Source organism: Streptomyces sp. NPDC096311, assembly GCF_044763085.1.
Taxonomy (GTDB): Bacteria; Actinomycetota; Actinomycetes; order Streptomycetales; family Streptomycetaceae; genus Streptomyces.
This window is the reverse complement of record NZ_JBIWFN010000012.1, coordinates 336,475-351,165: the sequence shown is the minus strand read 5'-3', so window position 1 is coordinate 351,165 and position 14,691 is coordinate 336,475. Positions and strand designations below refer to the sequence as shown.

Sequence of the window (14,691 nt, the reverse complement as noted above, 5' to 3'; positions counted from 1 at the left end):
GCCCATGAAGCTGGCCTTCTCCACGCTCGGCGTGCCCGGGCTTCCGATCCCCGACGTCGTACGACTCGCCGCCGCGCACGGCTACCACGGGGTGGAGCTGCGCGCGCATCCCGAGGAGCCGGTGCACCCCGGGATCGGGGCGGCCGAGCGGGCCGAGGTGGTCGCCGCGTTCAAGGCGGGCGGCATCGAGATCCTGGGCGTGGCGGGCTACGCGCGGGTGGCGGCGCCGGGCGACGACGGCATCGTCGTCGCCGAGATCAAGGAGCTCCTCGACCTCGCCCACGACCTCGGCGCCCCGTTCGTACGCGTCTTCCCGGGCGCGAGTTCCGAGCAGAGCGTCGAGGAGGCGGACGCGACGGCGGCTCGGCGGCTCGGCACGGCCGCGGAGTACGCCGCCGACCTGGGCGTACGGATCCTGCTGGAGACCCATGACTCGCACCGCACGGGCGCGGACGCGATCAGGATCCTGGGCCTGGTCGGCCATCACCACGTGGGCTCGCTGTGGGACATCATGCACACCTGGCTCGGCGGCGAGGAGCCGCCGGAGACCTACGCGGCCCTGTGCACCTACCTCGGCTACCTCCAGGTCAAGGACATCGCCTCCGCCGAGGACACCACGCCGCTCCCCCTCGGCGCGGGCGTCCTGCCCCTCGCCGACTGTGTGGAACTCCTCTCCCGGGAGGGCTGGGACGGCTGGCTGTGCTGGGAGTACGAGAAGCGGTGGCACGAGGGGGCCGCGCCGCTGCCTGAGCTGCTGGGACCGGGCCGGGAGCACCTCGGGCGCCTGCTGAACGACTCCGCCTAGGACCGGTCGGGGCGACGCGCGCACACGCCCGGGCGGGCGTCCCGCGGCTCGCCGCTCCTCGCCGACGGGCTATCGTGGAGCGCATGTCGGCACCGGAACTGATCCGTATCGTCTCCCGCGACTCGCCCATGGCCCTGGCCCAAGTGGAGCGTGTCCGTGCCGAGTTGGGCGCACTCCATCCGCACATCCGTACCGAGGTCGTGCCCGTGAGGACGACCGGTGACAAGTGGATGGGCGACCTGGCCAAGGTCGAGGGGAAGGGCGCGTTCACCAAGGAGGTCGACGCGGCGCTGCTGGCCGGTGAGGCCGATCTCGCGGTGCACTGCGTGAAGGACATCCCCGCGGACCGTCCCCTCCCGGCGGGGACGATGTTCGCCGCGTTCCTGGCACGGGACGACATCCGGGACGCCCTCGTGCACCCGGGCGGGCTCACGCTGGACGAGCTGCCGCAGGGGACACGGATCGGCACCTCGTCCGTACGGCGGGGCGCTCAGCTGGCCGCCTCGCACCCGCACGTGGAGTGCGTGCCGTTCCGGGGGAACGCCAACCGGCGGCTGGAGAAGCTGGCGGCGGGTGAGGCGGACGCGCTGATGCTGGCGGTGTCGGGGCTGGAGCGGATCGGCCGGGCGGACGTGATCACGGAGATCCTGTCGCCCGAGACGATGATGCCGCCGATCGGGGCGGGCATCCTCGCCCTCCAGTGCCGTGAGGGCGACACCGACGTGATCGAGACGATCAGCGACCTCGGTGACCCGAACACGCACCGCGAGGCCACGGCGGAGCGGATGTTCCTGCACGTCCTCCAGGGCCACTGCAACTCACCGATCGCCGGTTACGCGAAGGCCCACCGCAGTGGCGAACTGTCCCTGCGTGCCTGCGTGTTCACCCCGGACGGCAAGACCGTACTGAACGCCCACGAGTGGGCGGGCCGCCTCGACGCCGCGACACTCGGCACGTCGGTCGCCGTCGCCCTGTTGCGCCAGGGCGCCCGCGAACTGATCGACGACATCCCGCACTGATCACCCGAGCGGGCCGGCCCAGGCGGCGAAGGCCTCGTGGAAGGCGGGGAACGTCTTCCGTACACAGCCGGGGTCGTCGAACGAGACGCCGCCCGGCGCGCGGAGGCCGGTCACCGCGAAGGACATGACGATGCGGTGGTCACCGTACGTCTTGATCTCCGCGCCCGGCACGGGTTCCGCACCGGGGTGGATCTCGATCCAGTCGGCCCCGGTCTCCACCCGTACGCCCAGCCGCCGGAGGTTCTCCGCGCAGGCGTCCAGGCGGTCGCACTCCTTCACGCGTGTGTTGGCGACGTCCTCGATGCGGACCGGGCCCGAGGCGAAGGGCGCGATCGCGGCCAGCGTCGGCATGGTGTCGGAGATGTCCCGCATGGTGACCGTGAGGCCGCGCAGTTCGCCGGTGCCCGCGACCGTCGTCCCGCCGGAGCCGACCTCCACCCGCGCTCCCATCCGCCGCAGTACGTCGACGAAGCCCAGATCGCCCTGGAGCGCTCCGGTGCCCAGGCCGGGGACCGTCACCTCGCGGCCGGTCAGGGCGGCCGCGGCGAAGAAGTAGCTCGCGGTGGAGGCGTCGGGCTCGACGGCGTAGGTGGTAGCGCGGTAGCCGCCGGGCGAGACCACGAACACCTCGCCCTCCCGGCGCACGGACGCGCCGAACGTCCGCATCATCGCGAGCGTGATCTCGACGTACGGCGCCGAGACCAGGTCCGTGACGGTGATGCGCAGGCCCTTGCGGGTCAGCGGGCCGAGCAGCAGGAGGGCGGTCAGGTACTGGGAGGACTGGCCCGCGTCGAGCGTCACGTCACCGCCCTCCACGCCGGCCGCGGCGATCCGCAGCGGATGGTGGCCCTCCGCCTCGTCGTGCCGCAGGTCGACACCGAGGTCGCGCAGGGCGCGGGTGAGCGGGAGCAGTGGGCGGCGGCGCATCTGCGGGGAGGCGTCGAAGCGGTAGGTGCCGTGCCCGGCGGCGGCGAGGGTCGGCAGGAAGCGGGCGGTGGTCGCGCCGTCGCGGCAGTACACGTCGGCGTCGGTGGCCGCCGGGCCCTGGGGACGGCCGTCGATCTGCCAGGCGTGCGGGGTGCGTCCGACGCGGTAGCCGAGCCGGCTCAGGCCCTCCGTGAAACCCTCCGTGTCGTCCGACCGGAGCGGCCGTACGAGGGTCGTGACCCCGTCGGCCGCCGCCGCCAGGAAGAGCGCACGCGCGGTGATGGACTTGGAACCGGGGATGTCGACGACGGCCATGTCCTCATGCTGGCTCCCCGACCCGCTCCGGCGTGGGAACGTCCGCCAAATGGACCTGTCTGCGCGAGCCCGGCGTCGAACCGTCCCACCCATTCGCCCCACCCGCACCAATTCCCCGAACCGGCGGAAACCGGGGAACCCCGACCCGCACCGCTTCGTCCAATCCGCATACTGCCGGATGAGTCTCCGCAGAGCGGTGTCGGCCTCGCTGCTGGCTGCGAACGCTGACCACCCTCTCCGCCGCCTGCGGCCGGCAGCACGCCGTCACCGGCGCGCCCCCCTCCAACTGCGCCGGTGACGGCCCCTCCCCGGGATACCGTGCACACCCTTGACTGGAAGAAACTTCCCGGATATTCGTGACTCCTCGGAAGTTTCCTTCATGAGGGAGGAGCGCACGTGCGGCCATCGAGTTCTTCCAGACCGTCCAGACGTACCGTTCTCGCCGCCACCGCCGGAACCACCGCGGCCCTGACCCTGAGCACCACCTCCGTCCGGGCGGCCGAGGAGAGACCTGACGAATCGTCACTCCGAGCGCTCGTCTCCCGGATGACGCTGGAGGAGAAGGTCGGCCAGCTCTTCGTGATGCGGGTGTACGGGCACTCGGCCACCGCGCCCGACCAGGCCGACATCGACACCAACCTCGAGGAACTGGGCGTCAGGACGGCCGCCGAGCTGATCGCCAGGTACCGCGTCGGCGGGATCATCTACTTCACCTGGGCGCACAACACCCGTGACCCGCACCAGATCGCGGCCCTCTCGAACGGCATCCAGAAGGTGTCCCTCGACCAGCCGCGCGGGCTGCCCGTCCTCATCTCCACCGACCAGGAGTACGGAGCGGTGGCCCGGGTGGGCAAGCCCGCGACGCTGTTCCCGGGCGCGATGGCGCTGGGCGCGGGCGGCTCGCGGGAGGACGCTCGTACGGTCGGGCGCCTCGGCGGCGCCGAACTGCGCGCCCTCGGCATCCGACAGGACTACTCCCCGGTCGCCGACGTGAACGTCAACCCGGCCAACCCGGTCATCGGCGTACGCTCCTTCGGCGCCGATCCGGACGCCGTGGCCGGGCTGGTGACGGCCGAGGTGAAGGGCTATCAGAGCGCTGGGGTCGCGGCCACGGCGAAGCACTTCCCGGGGCACGGGGACACCGCCGTCGACAGCCACTTCGGCTTCCCCGTCATCACGCACAGCCGCGAGCTGTGGTCGTCCCTCGACGCCGTGCCCTTCCGGGCCGCCGTCCGCGCCGGCATCGACTCGGTCATGACCGCCCACATCATGGTCCCGGCGCTCGACCCGTCCGGGGACCCCGCGACGCTCTCCCACCAGATCCTCACCGGCATCCTGCGTGAGGAACTCGGCTACGACGGGCTCGTGGTGACCGATTCGCTCGGCATGGAGGGCGTCCGGACGAAGTACGGCGACGACCGCGTCCCCGTACTGGCGCTCAAGGCCGGTGTCGACCAGCTCCTCAACCCGCCGTCCATCCACGTGGCCTGGAACGCGGTCCTGAACGCCGTGCACGGCGGCGAGCTCACCGAGGCCCGCCTCGACGAGTCCGTCCTGCGCGTCCTGCGTCTCAAGGCCAAGCTGGGCCTGCTGGAGAATCCGTACGTCAGCGACTCCGGCGTCGACCACACGGTCGGCACCGCCGCGCACCGCAGGGCGGCCGACCGGATCGCCGAGCGCACGACGACACTGCTGGTCAACCAGGAGCGCCTGCTCCCGCTCTCACGCCGGAGCACCCCGCGCGTCCTCGTCGTCGGCGCCGATCCCGCCTCGCCGTCCGGTACCGACGGACCGCCCACGACCGTCCTCGCGACCGCCCTCACCGAGCTGGGTTTCACGGCGACGGCACTGTCCACCGGAACGGCACCCTCCGCGGCGAGCATCGACAACGCGGTGGCGGCGGCCGGGGGTGTGGACGCGGTCGTCGTCGGCACGTACAACGTGACGGCGACCGGGTCGCAGAAGACCCTCGTCGAGCGGCTCGTCGCCACCGGCGTCCCGGTGGTCGCGATCGCGATCCGCAACCCGTACGACGTGGCGCAACTCCCTGACGTGCACGCTTACTTGGCGACCTACTCCTGGACGGACGTCGAACTGCGCGCCGCCGCACGGGTGATCGCGGGCAGCGCGAGGCCCCGCGGGAGGCTGCCGGTGGAGGTGCAGCGGGCGGACGACCCGACGAAGGCGCTGTATCCGATCGGGTATGGATTGACGTACTAGGTCCGGTATGGGCCGACGTACCGCCCCGGGCGGGGATTGACGTACAGGCCCTACGCCGCACACCCGGCGCACTCCCCCCAAAGGACGCAAAGCACCCCGGATGTCTGGCGTGTGCCCGTCGCGACGGGTCACGCTGGGCGGGGGTATCGGGGGGAAGCCATGCGAGCCAGCTCGTCGGGTCGGCGTTGCGTTGGGGTGGTGTGCGCGCTGCTGCTGATCGTCGCCGCGCTCGCGGGGTGCGACCGCTGGTCGGACTCGGGGAGCGCCGAGCCCGGCGCGGGGACGACGTCGACGCAGCCCTCGGGCTATGGGGCGGTGTTCCTCGCCGTCGACGAGTGCAGTTCCTTCGGGACGACCAGCTTCACCGAGGTGCCCTGCAGCAGCGAACGGGCCGCCGCGCGGGTGATCGCCCGTTACGACGGCAAGGTGGCCGACGGGCCGCTGTGCCCCGCGACCACGGACTTCGTGCTGCACATCAGCGAGACCCGGCCCGCCTCCGACGAGAACGGCGACGGGGTCGTGCCCCAGGGGTACGCCTGCATGCGCAAACTGGAGGCCCCGCACCCCGGCGATCCGGGCGGGGGCGGCGGGCCCCGCACCATCGTCGGCGACTGTGTCTACAGCTCCGGTGACGGGCAGGTGCGGGAGACCGCGTGCGACGGCAAGGGCAAGAAGCCCCCGGACTACAAGGTGACGTCGGCGGTCCTCGACCGCGCCGAATGCCCGTCGTCCACGGCCCTCTACGTCCAACTGGGCGGCAGCAGACCGGTGGGCTGCGCCCGCCCCGTGTAGCCGAGGGGCGGACGCAGCCGGTGAACCGGGTCGCAGCGGAGGAACCGGGTTACGGTCGCAGCGCGGGCTCGCGCTCGATGTCCCGCTGGTCCAGCTTCGCGTCGAACTTCGCGAGCGGCCTGGCCGCCGACGGGTTCTCCTGGACCGTCGCCGAGGCGACACCCGCCCACTCCAGGATGCGGGCCGTCGCGAGGGCCTTCTCGTCAGGGACGAGCCCGGCGACGTTGGCACCGTGGTTCAGACCGGGGGCGGTGAAGACGTACGAGTCACGCGCGCCCTTGCCGAGCCGGAAGCGCTCCGCGCCCCAGGGGTCGTTCTGACCGTAGACGAAGAGCATGTGATCGGCGTGGTGGCGGACCCAGGAGTCCACGTCCGCCATGGCCCACGGCTGGAACCTCATCGGGATCGAGCGCGGCACGAAGTTCCGCGGCGGCTGGTAGCCGTAGCGGATGTACTTCTTCTCGATGGCCGGGAAGTGGATCGTGGGCGCGCCGAGCTGCGTACCCGCCTGGTAGTAGTACGGCGTGTACGTGTCCAGGCCCTGGTCGGTGTAGGCCGAGAAGCCGGAGATGGTGTCGACGGAGTCCCAGATCGCGTCATCGGTGGCGTGGGCGGCGTCGGCCGGGATCGAGGCGCAGTCCGAGAGCAGGCTGTACTGCCAGAAGCCCCACACATAGTCGAGCACGACCGCCTCGTACGCCTTGTCGAGGCTTCCGATGGTGGTGAAGGTGTAGCCGTTGTCGGCGGCGTACGCCTCGTACTTCTTCTCCAGTGGTGCGCGCCGCACCAGCGCCTCGCGCTGCACGGCGTTCAGCTTGTCGCGGCACTCCTTGGTGCCGACGTTCCTGAAGAAGCGGTCGTACGCCGAGTCCTCGTCGTTCACCACGTCGTTGGGGGCGACGTAGGCGACGACGCCGTCCATGTCGCGCGGGTAGAAGCGCTCGTAGTACGTGGCGGTCATGCCGCCCTTCGAGCCGCCCGTGGAGAGCCACTTCTGGCGGTAGATCGGCTTGAGGGCCTCGAAGATGCGGTGCTGGTCGCTCGCCGCCTGCCAGATGTCGAGCTTCGACCAGTCGGCCGGATCAGGCCGGGAGGGGGTGAAGAAGCGGTACTCCATCGAGACCTGGTTGCCGTCCACGATCTGGGTGGGCTCACGGCGGCCCGGGTTCGTGGAGACGTTGTAGCCGCCGGTGTAGAAGACCGTCGGGCGCGAGACGTCCTTGTGCAGCACGGTGATCCGCTGCTGGAACGTGCCCTTGGACGGGTGCCGGTGGTCGATCGGCTGGGTGTAGTTCAGAACGAAGAAGCGGTAACCGGTGTACGGCTTCTCCTCGATCAGACTCATGCCCGGTATCGCGAGCAGCTGGTCCTTGATGTCGGTGTCCGTGCTTGTGGTGCCTGGTGCCGCCTCCGGCTGGGCGGCGGTGGCCGCCCCGGCCGTGCTCAACGTGCCTATGAGCACCGTGAGCGCCAGCAGCCATCTGAGCGCCTTGCGCATGCACACTCCCCTGTGAAACGGATGTGCGCTGGAAGCTATCGGAGCAACTCACAGGCGCACCAGGGGAGATGGGGAAAACCCTGAGGGACGGCGGCATCTCGGCCGAATCAGCACTCGGCCGGTCAAGCACCCGGCCGGCTCAGCAGAGGATCCAGTTCGAGCTCACCGAACCCGAGCCGACCGAGCCCTTGACGCGGACGCAGCGGTGGCCCGCGTGGACGGTCACCGGGCCCGCATGGTGCGAGAAGCTGCCCCGGTCGACCACGGGTCGGCTGCCGCGCGCCTGCACGCTGACGGACATCGTCCGTTTGCGGGACTGCTGATCCTTCGGGACGGTCATCGCGCAGACGTAGCCGTCGCGCTTGAAGATCTGCACGGAGCCGGTCGAGAAGCTGAGCGTTCTGACCTTGCGACCCGAGCAATACGAGTCGGCGGCCTGCGCGCTGCCCGGACTCATCAACGCCATCAGCCCGGCCGCGGCCAACACCGCAAGACCCAGCGCCAGGCGCCGGCGTATCGCACCACCACGGTCCACTGTCGTCCTCCCCCGGCCATTCAGCGTACTGGTGTACGGACGCAGGACGTACATCGGATGGTTGCCTTCACCCGAGAGAGGTTTTCTTCCGCGTTTGGGACAACCACACCCCTTTGTTCGGTGTCCAACTGGTCAGAAAACCGAACGAAAGGTACTCATCCATGTCCCGCACGTCACGTTCACGTACGGCCGTCGGCGCGCTCGTCGCCGCGGCGCTCCTCGCCACGGCGGGTGCCTCCGTGCCCGCGTTCGCCGGCTCCAGCGCTCCCCCGCCCGCCCGCAGCGGCGCCAACGGTCCCGCCTACGACCGGGTGGCCGACTTCTACGGCGCCTACGTCGACGCGGTCACCGACGAGGGAAGCGGTCACCTCGGCTCCCAGCTGCGCACGTTCTACCTGACCAAGGATCTCCGCACCCGCCTGGCGAAGTGGGAGAGCCGCGAGCACGCCGACGGGGTGCTGCGCGCACAGGACGTGCCGCGGGCGTGGAAGGTGACGGCGGGAGACAGCGGCGCGGGCCACACCTGGTCGACGGTGCGCCTCACCTGGGGCTCCGCCCAGCACCCCACGTACACCTATCTGACCGTGCAGTCGGACCTGGCCACGAAGAAGATCTCCGACATCAAGGCGAAGAGCTGACAGGTCCGCGGCACGCTCCCTCTCAGGCCGATGAGGGAACCGGCTCTTCCTCCTCCGGGGCCCCGACGAACGTCCTCCACAACTCCGCGTAGTGGCCACCCAGTTGGAGGAGTTCGTCGTGGGTGCCGTCCTCGGCGACGCGGCCGTGGTCCATGACCACGACCCGGTCGGCGCGCGCGGCCGTCGTCAGACGGTGGGCGACGACGAGGGTCGTACGGCGGCCGGCGATGCGGTCGGTGGCCTGGTTGACCAGGGCCTCCGTCGCCAGGTCCAGCGCCGCCGTCGCCTCGTCGAGGAGCAGCACGTCCGGGTCCACGAGTTCGGCGCGGGCCAGCGCGATCAGCTGGCGCTGGCCGGCGGAGAGGTTGCGACCGCGCTCGGCGACCTCGTGGAGGTAGCCGCCGTCGAACGTGGCGATCATGTCGTGGGCGCCGACCGCGCGGGCCGCGGCCTCCACCTCGGCATCGGTCGCGTCGGGACGCCCGTAGGCGATGGCGTCCCGGACGGTCCCCTGGAAGAGGTACGCCTCCTGGGGGACGACGCCGAGCCGGTGCCGGTACGAGGTCAGGTCGAGCGAGCGCAGATCCGTGCCGTCGACCGTCACCCGCCCGCCCGTCGGGTCGTAGAACCGGGCGACCAGCTTCACCAGCGTGGACTTGCCCGCGCCGGTCTCGCCGACGAAGGCGACGGTCTGTCCGGCCGGGATGCTCAGCGAGACGGCGCTGAGCGCCTCCTCTGCGTCTGCCTCGGCGGCGGACCCGTACGCGAAGTCGACGTCCTCGAAAGCGATGTCGCCCCGCAGGGAGAGGACCTCCAGCGGTTCGTCGGCGGCCTTCGTCGAGGTCGGCTCCTGGAGCAGTTCCTGGATGCGGCCCAGCGAGACCGTGGCCTGCTGGTAGCCGTCGAAGACCTGCGAGAGCTGCTGCACGGGCGCGAAGAACAGGTCGATGTAGAGGAGGTAGGCGACCAGCGCGCCCGTCGTGAGGGTGCCGGCGTCCACCCGGTGCGCGCCCACGATCAGCACGGCTGCCGACGCGACCGACGACAGCAGCTGGACGAAGGGGAAGTAGATCGATATCAGCCACTGGCCGCGGATGCGCGCCGTGCGGTAGCTGTCGCTGCCCTCCGCGAACCGCTGCCTGCCCACGCGCTCGCGGCGGAACGCCTGGAGGATCAGCAGTCCGGAGACCGACTCCTGGAGGTCGGCGTTGACCGCCGACACCCGCTCGCGGGCGAGTTCGTACGCCTTCACGCTCGCCCGGCGGAAGAAGAACGTGCCGATGACCAGCGGCGGAAGGGTGACGAAGACGACCAGCGCGAGCTGTACGTCGATCACCAGCAGCGCACCCATGATGCCGAAGAAGGTGACGACCGAGACGAAGGCGGTGACCAGGCCCGTCTGGAGGAACGTCGACAGCGCGTCGACGTCCGTCGTCATCCGGGTCATGATCCGGCCGGTCAGCTCCCGCTCGTAGTAGTCGAGCCCGAGGCGCTGGAGCTGCGCGAAGATCTTCAGGCGCAGGGAGTAGAGGACCCGCTCGCCGGTCCGGCCCGTCATCCGGGTCTCGCCGATCTGCCCGGCCCACTGGACGAGCACGGTGACCAGCGCCAGCGCGGCGGCGGCCCACACCGCGCCGATCGCCATCCGGGTGACGCCCTGGTCGATGCCGTGCCGGATCAGCACCGGCAGCAGCAGGCTCATGCCCGCGTCCACGGCCACGAGACCCAGGCTGACGAGCAGCGGGAGGCCGAAGCCGCGCAGCAGCCTGCGCAGCCCGTACGACTCCTCGGGCCTGACCGCACGCGCCTCGTCGATGCCGGGGGTGTCGGTGGCCGGGGGCAGCGCCTCGACCAGGGTGAGGAGTTCGGGCGTGGCGGGCATGCCGGACAGGGCGTTGTCCTTGGGCTCCCGGTCGCCGGTCCACAGATGGGGGGTGACCCCGCGCTCGGCGTCGAACTCGGCGTCCAGCTCGTCCCGTACGGAGGTGTCCTCCTGGGGCACGGCGGGCAGGGCGTGGCCGGGCGAGACGCCGCCCAGCTCGTCCGGGTCGGTCAGGAGCCGACGGTACAGCGGGGAGCGCTGCTGGAGTTCCTCGTGGGTGCCGATCTCGGCGAGGCGGCCGCCGTCGAGGACGGCGATGCGGTCGGCGAGGTTGAGGGTGGAGCGGCGGTGGGCGATGAGGAGGGTGGTGCGCCCCTCCATGACCCCCTTGAGGGCCTCGTGGATCTCGTGCTCGACGCGGGCGTCCACGGCGGAGGTGGCGTCGTCCAGGACGAGCAGGCGGGGGTCGGTGAGGATGGCGCGGGCGAGGGCGACGCGCTGGCGCTGGCCGCCGGAGAGGGTGAGGCCGTGCTCGCCCACCTTGGTGTCGTAGCCCTCGGGCAGCTCGGCGATGAAACGGTCCGCCTGGGCGGCGCGGGCCGCGGTCTCGATCTCCTCCTGGGTGGCGTCCGCGCGGCCGTAGGCGATGTTGGCGCGCACGGTGTCGGAGAAGAGGAAGGAGTCCTCGGGCACCAGGCCGATCGCGGCGCGCAGCGACTCCTGCGTCAGCTCGCGGACGTCGTGCCCGCCGATGAGGACGGCGCCGTGCGTCACGTCGTAGAAGCGGGGTATCAGGAGCGAGACCGTCGACTTGCCGGAGCCGGAGGAGCCGACCACGGCGAGGGTCTCGCCGGGGCGGATCTCGAAGCTCAGCCCGTCGAGCACCGGCTGATTTTTCGGGGTGCCCTGGTAGGCGAAGGACACGTCGTCGAACTCGACGGTCGCGGGCGCGTCGGCCGGGAGGGTCTTGGTGCCGTCCTTGATCGACGGCTCGGTGTCGATGAGCTCGAGGACGCGCTCGGCGCCCGCGCGGGCCTGCTGCCCGACGGTGAGGACCACGGCGAGCATCCGTACGGGTCCCACGAGCTGGGAGAGGTACGAGGAGAACGCGACGAAGGTGCCGAGCGTGATCTGTCCCCGTACGGCGAGCCAGCCGCCCAGCGCGAGCATCGCTACCTGGCCGAGGGCGGGCACGGCCTGGAGGGCCGGGGTGTACCTGGCGTTGAGCCGGATGGTCCGCAGCCGCCCCGCGAAGAGCCGCCGCCCGACGTCCCGGAGCTTCCCGGTCTCCTGCTCCTCCTGCCCGAAGCCCTTCACCACGCGTACGCCGCTGACGGCGCCGTCGACCACGCCTGCCACGGCGGCGGCCTGCGCCTGCGCGTACCAGGTGGCGGGGTGCAGCTTGGAGCGGCTGCGCTTGGCGACGACCCAGAGGGCGGGGGCGACGGCGAGCGCGACCAGGGTGAGGGGCCAGGAGAGCGAGGCCATGATCCCGAGGGAGATCAGGAAGAGCAGCACGTTCCCGATGGTCATCGGAAGCATGAAGAGCAGGCCCTGGATCAGCTGGAGGTCGCTGGTGGCGCGGCCGACGACCTGGCCGGTGGACAGCTCGTCCTGGCGTCGTCCGTCGAGCCGGGTGATCGTCCCGTACATCTCGGTCCGCAGGTCGTGCTGGACGTCCAGGGCGAGGCGGCCGCCGTAGTAGCGGCGGATGTAGGTGAGGACGTAGACGAGGACGGCGGCGCCTATGAGGGCGCCCGCCCAGGGCGCCATGGGCTTGCTGTGGTTCCCGATGACGTCGTCGATGATCACCTTGGTGATCAGCGGGACGACCGCCAGGACCGCCATGCCGCCGAGCGAGGAGCCGAGCGCGAGCAGGACGTACTTCGGGTACCGCCATGCGTACCCCGCGAGCCGCTGTGCCCAGCCGCCCTTGTCCCCTTGCTCAAATGCCACGCCGGTGCCTTCCGTAGATCTCACTCCACCGGAAGGCACCAACGCTGAAACAAGCGGATTTCATCCCTCCGCAATAATCAGCCGTTCCCCATGTGCGGCAGGCGGGCGCTCAGGGAGTACAGGCGGGTGGTCTGGACGGCGTTCTGGTTGTCGTCGCTGACCAGGAGAAGCTTGAGACGGCCGTCCGGGGTGCGGCCGGTGATCGTCAGGCCCTCGATGTTGTCGAGGAGGGGGTTGGGCTGGGGCTGCTTGGCCTGGGCGCCCAGTGAAGGACAGTTCACGAGGTCGGCGAGAAGGGTCTTGCGGGCGAGCCGCACGCCGTCCTGGCCGGTCAGGGTGTCGACACGGCGGGTGTCCGTGGCGTGGCGGAGGTCGGCGAGGTAGAGGCGGACGGTGTTGCCGACGCCCGCGGTGAAGCCGCGCTCCAGAACGAGGAGGCGGCCGTCGGGGGTGGCCTGCGCCTCGGAGACGCCGAGGCCGGAGTCGGCGCGGTAGCCGTACCGGGCGGAGAGCCGGAAGTCGCCCTGCCGGGTCGCGCGGTCCCAGGTCTGGAAGCGCACGATGCCGGCGGTGTCACCGCTCAGTGACCCCTCCATGGCGGCGAGCAGGGTGTGGCCGCCGGGGAGGAGCGTGAGCCCTTCGAAGGTCAGGTTGGAGGTGGCGCGGCCCGCGGGAGCGACCTTGAGCGCGTCCGGTACGGGGAGGCTCCCGACGAGGGTGCCGTCGCGCTCGTAGCGGCGTACGGAGGGCTCGGTCTCGGAGGTGACGAGACGGGTGCCGTCGCGGTCCACGGCCAGGCCCTCGGAGTCGAGCGCGGCGCCCTTCTCGTCGACGAGGTTCACGACGCTCGTCGGCTTCAGCGTCTCGCGGTCCAGGGTGAAGAGCGAGGACCGGTCGGAGAGCGCGGCGATCCGGCCGCCGCGGTCGACGGCGAGCGCGGAGAGGTTGCCGACGAAGGTGCCGTCGTAGGTCGTCTTGTCGAGCGCGTCGGAGTAGCTCGTGATCGAGACGGCGGGCGAGCAGGCGTGGACGCCCGGGGCGCTGCCGCTGTGGGCGTCGGCCGGAGCGGCGGCGGTCACACAGGTGGCCGCCGCCAGGCCGGCGGTGACGGTGGCGAGTACGGATCTCATACGCATGCCGGTCACGGTAGGACGGCCGGGTGACGCGCGGGAGACCGCCTCGTGAAGCGTCAGCCCGCGGACGGCACCGCCGGGATCGCTTCCTGCGGGTTGGCCGTGGGCACGTAGCGCAGCACGCTCGCGCTGGTCGTGGAGGCGGTCGGCACCAGGTCCTTGTGGATGGCCTTGGCGACGGCCTGGATGGTGTTGACGCCGTACTGCATGGTGCTGTTGTCCTGCGTCAGCACGGTGATCATGTAGTCGTGGCCCGCGCCGTTGAAGGTGCCGATGCTGTGCACGCGCCAGCCGTGCGTGGCACGCGACAGCCAGCCGTTCTTGACGTGCACGGCGACCGAGGAGGGTGCTCCGGCCGGGGTGCCCCAGCGCTGCGAGGAGATGACCTTGCCCATCAACTTCAGCTCGTAGGCGCGGGAGTTGTCGCTCAGCACGGAGTTCTTGGCGGTGAGCAGCGCGAGCAGCTTCTGCTCGTCCCGGACGGTGATCTGGGTGAGACCCCAGTAGTTGTTGGCACCCGGCTTGGTCTGGGTCATCCCGGCAGCGGCGAGGAAACCTTTCACCTTGGTCACACCGAGCTGCTTCCACAGCGTGCTGGTGGCGTTGTTGTCCGACTTGGTGATCATGGCCGTGGCGAGGCTCTGCTCACGGGTGGTCAGATACCGGTTGTGCTTCTTGGCGTCCCACAGCAGCGTGGCCAGCACGGTGGCCTTGACGACGCTGGCGGAGTCGTACGCCGAGCTGCTCCGCAGGGAGCAGGTGGTCTTCGCCGTACGGTCGTAGAGACCGACGGCGACGGTGCCGGCGCGGCCTCTGAGCGCCGTGGTGATGTCCTTCTGCAGCTTGGTGGCCAGGCCCGCCTTGCTCGACGTACAGCTGACCTGCGGTGCCGCGGCGGCGGCCGGTGCGGCGGCGGCCGCGAACGGCACGATCACCCCGGCGCCGAGGCTCGCCGCGAGCACACGGGCACGCCGGGATATCCGGTGAGTCATGGAGGTTCCCCATCCCCTTGAACGTACGAGCGCGCCTGT

General features: G+C 70.9%; 11 protein-coding genes. 5 read left to right on the top strand and 6 right to left on the bottom strand.

Going from position 1 to position 14,691, the window contains the following annotated elements; genetic code table 11:
- Nucleotides 1–4 precede the first annotated feature (4 nt).
- Both ACIRA5_RS30175 and hemC read left to right on the top strand, forming a co-directional pair.
- Nucleotides 5–805 (top strand): sugar phosphate isomerase/epimerase family protein, encoded by an 801-nt coding sequence (locus ACIRA5_RS30175; RefSeq protein WP_403695873.1) that lies wholly within the window; start codon nt 5–7, stop codon nt 803–805.
- A gap of 83 nt (nt 806–888) precedes the next feature.
- Complete coding sequence (gene hemC, locus ACIRA5_RS30170; protein WP_403695756.1) at nt 889–1,824, top strand: hydroxymethylbilane synthase; 936 nt, start codon at nt 889–891, stop codon at nt 1,822–1,824.
- On the opposite strand, the gene aroA is transcribed toward hemC, so the two are convergent.
- On the bottom strand, nt 1,825–3,066 hold the full coding sequence (aroA, locus tag ACIRA5_RS30165) for a 3-phosphoshikimate 1-carboxyvinyltransferase (RefSeq protein ID WP_403695753.1): 1,242 nt from the start codon (nt 3,064–3,066) through the stop codon (nt 1,825–1,827). It lies immediately after the preceding gene.
- Nucleotides 3,067–3,612: 546 nt separating this feature from the next.
- On the opposite strand from aroA, the gene ACIRA5_RS30160 reads away from it, so the two are divergent.
- The gene (locus tag ACIRA5_RS30160; RefSeq protein ID WP_403695751.1) at nt 3,613–5,286 is read left to right on the top strand and encodes a glycoside hydrolase family 3 protein; all 1,674 of its coding nucleotides are present in this window, start codon (nt 3,613–3,615) and stop codon (nt 5,284–5,286) included.
- A gap of 159 nt (nt 5,287–5,445) precedes the next feature.
- Nucleotides 5,446–6,078: a hypothetical protein gene (locus ACIRA5_RS30155; RefSeq protein ID WP_403695748.1), complete on the top strand. Its 633-nt coding sequence runs from the start codon at nt 5,446–5,448 to the stop codon at nt 6,076–6,078.
- A 49-nt stretch (nt 6,079–6,127) separates the two neighbouring features.
- Here ACIRA5_RS30155 and ACIRA5_RS30150 read toward each other — a convergent pair whose 3' ends face one another.
- Entirely contained in the window at nt 6,128–7,576 is a 1,449-nt protein-coding gene (locus ACIRA5_RS30150) for a S28 family serine protease (protein WP_403695746.1), read from the bottom strand.
- Nucleotides 7,577–7,715: 139 nt separating this feature from the next.
- Nucleotides 7,716–8,042: a hypothetical protein gene (locus tag ACIRA5_RS30145; RefSeq protein ID WP_403695871.1), complete on the bottom strand. Its 327-nt coding sequence runs from the start codon at nt 8,040–8,042 to the stop codon at nt 7,716–7,718.
- 230 nt (nt 8,043–8,272) lie between these two features.
- Here ACIRA5_RS30145 and ACIRA5_RS30140 point away from each other — a divergent pair, with 230 nt between their 5' ends.
- Nucleotides 8,273–8,749 (top strand): hypothetical protein, encoded by a 477-nt coding sequence (locus ACIRA5_RS30140; RefSeq protein ID WP_403695744.1) that lies wholly within the window; start codon nt 8,273–8,275, stop codon nt 8,747–8,749.
- 22 nt (nt 8,750–8,771) lie between these two features.
- Here ACIRA5_RS30140 and ACIRA5_RS30135 read toward each other — a convergent pair whose 3' ends face one another.
- The 3 genes from ACIRA5_RS30135 to ACIRA5_RS30125 form a co-directional block, all read right to left on the bottom strand.
- A complete protein-coding gene (locus tag ACIRA5_RS30135) occupies nt 8,772–12,527 on the bottom strand; it encodes an ABC transporter ATP-binding protein (RefSeq protein ID WP_403695741.1) in 3,756 nt (1,251 codons plus the stop codon).
- 77 nt (nt 12,528–12,604) lie between these two features.
- The gene (locus ACIRA5_RS30130) at nt 12,605–13,663 is read right to left on the bottom strand and encodes an esterase-like activity of phytase family protein (RefSeq protein ID WP_403695739.1); all 1,059 of its coding nucleotides are present in this window, start codon (nt 13,661–13,663) and stop codon (nt 12,605–12,607) included.
- Nucleotides 13,664–13,716: 53 nt separating this feature from the next.
- Nucleotides 13,717–14,652, bottom strand: coding sequence for a serine hydrolase (locus ACIRA5_RS30125; protein ID WP_403695738.1), 936 nt, complete (start codon nt 14,650–14,652; stop codon nt 13,717–13,719).
- Nucleotides 14,653–14,691: the final 39 nt, after the last annotated feature.

What these genes read in the sequence shown, in the direction of transcription:
- ACIRA5_RS30130 (WP_403695739.1), bottom strand. Translation starts at nt 13,663, where the DNA reads ATGCGTATGAGATCCGTACTCGCCACCGTCACCGCCGGCCTGGCGGCG.
- ACIRA5_RS30155 (WP_403695748.1), top strand. Translation starts at nt 5,446, where the DNA reads ATGCGAGCCAGCTCGTCGGGTCGGCGTTGCGTTGGGGTGGTGTGCGCG.
- ACIRA5_RS30145 (WP_403695871.1), bottom strand. Translation starts at nt 8,042, where the DNA reads ATGGCGTTGATGAGTCCGGGCAGCGCGCAGGCCGCCGACTCGTATTGC.
- aroA (WP_403695753.1), bottom strand. Translation starts at nt 3,066, where the DNA reads ATGGCCGTCGTCGACATCCCCGGTTCCAAGTCCATCACCGCGCGTGCG.
- ACIRA5_RS30175 (WP_403695873.1), top strand. Translation starts at nt 5, where the DNA reads ATGAAGCTGGCCTTCTCCACGCTCGGCGTGCCCGGGCTTCCGATCCCC.
- ACIRA5_RS30140 (WP_403695744.1), top strand. Translation starts at nt 8,273, where the DNA reads ATGTCCCGCACGTCACGTTCACGTACGGCCGTCGGCGCGCTCGTCGCC.
- ACIRA5_RS30160 (WP_403695751.1), top strand. Translation starts at nt 3,613, where the DNA reads ATGACGCTGGAGGAGAAGGTCGGCCAGCTCTTCGTGATGCGGGTGTAC.
- ACIRA5_RS30150 (WP_403695746.1), bottom strand. Translation starts at nt 7,576, where the DNA reads ATGCGCAAGGCGCTCAGATGGCTGCTGGCGCTCACGGTGCTCATAGGC.
- ACIRA5_RS30125 (WP_403695738.1), bottom strand. Translation starts at nt 14,652, where the DNA reads ATGACTCACCGGATATCCCGGCGTGCCCGTGTGCTCGCGGCGAGCCTC.
- hemC (WP_403695756.1), top strand. Translation starts at nt 889, where the DNA reads ATGTCGGCACCGGAACTGATCCGTATCGTCTCCCGCGACTCGCCCATG.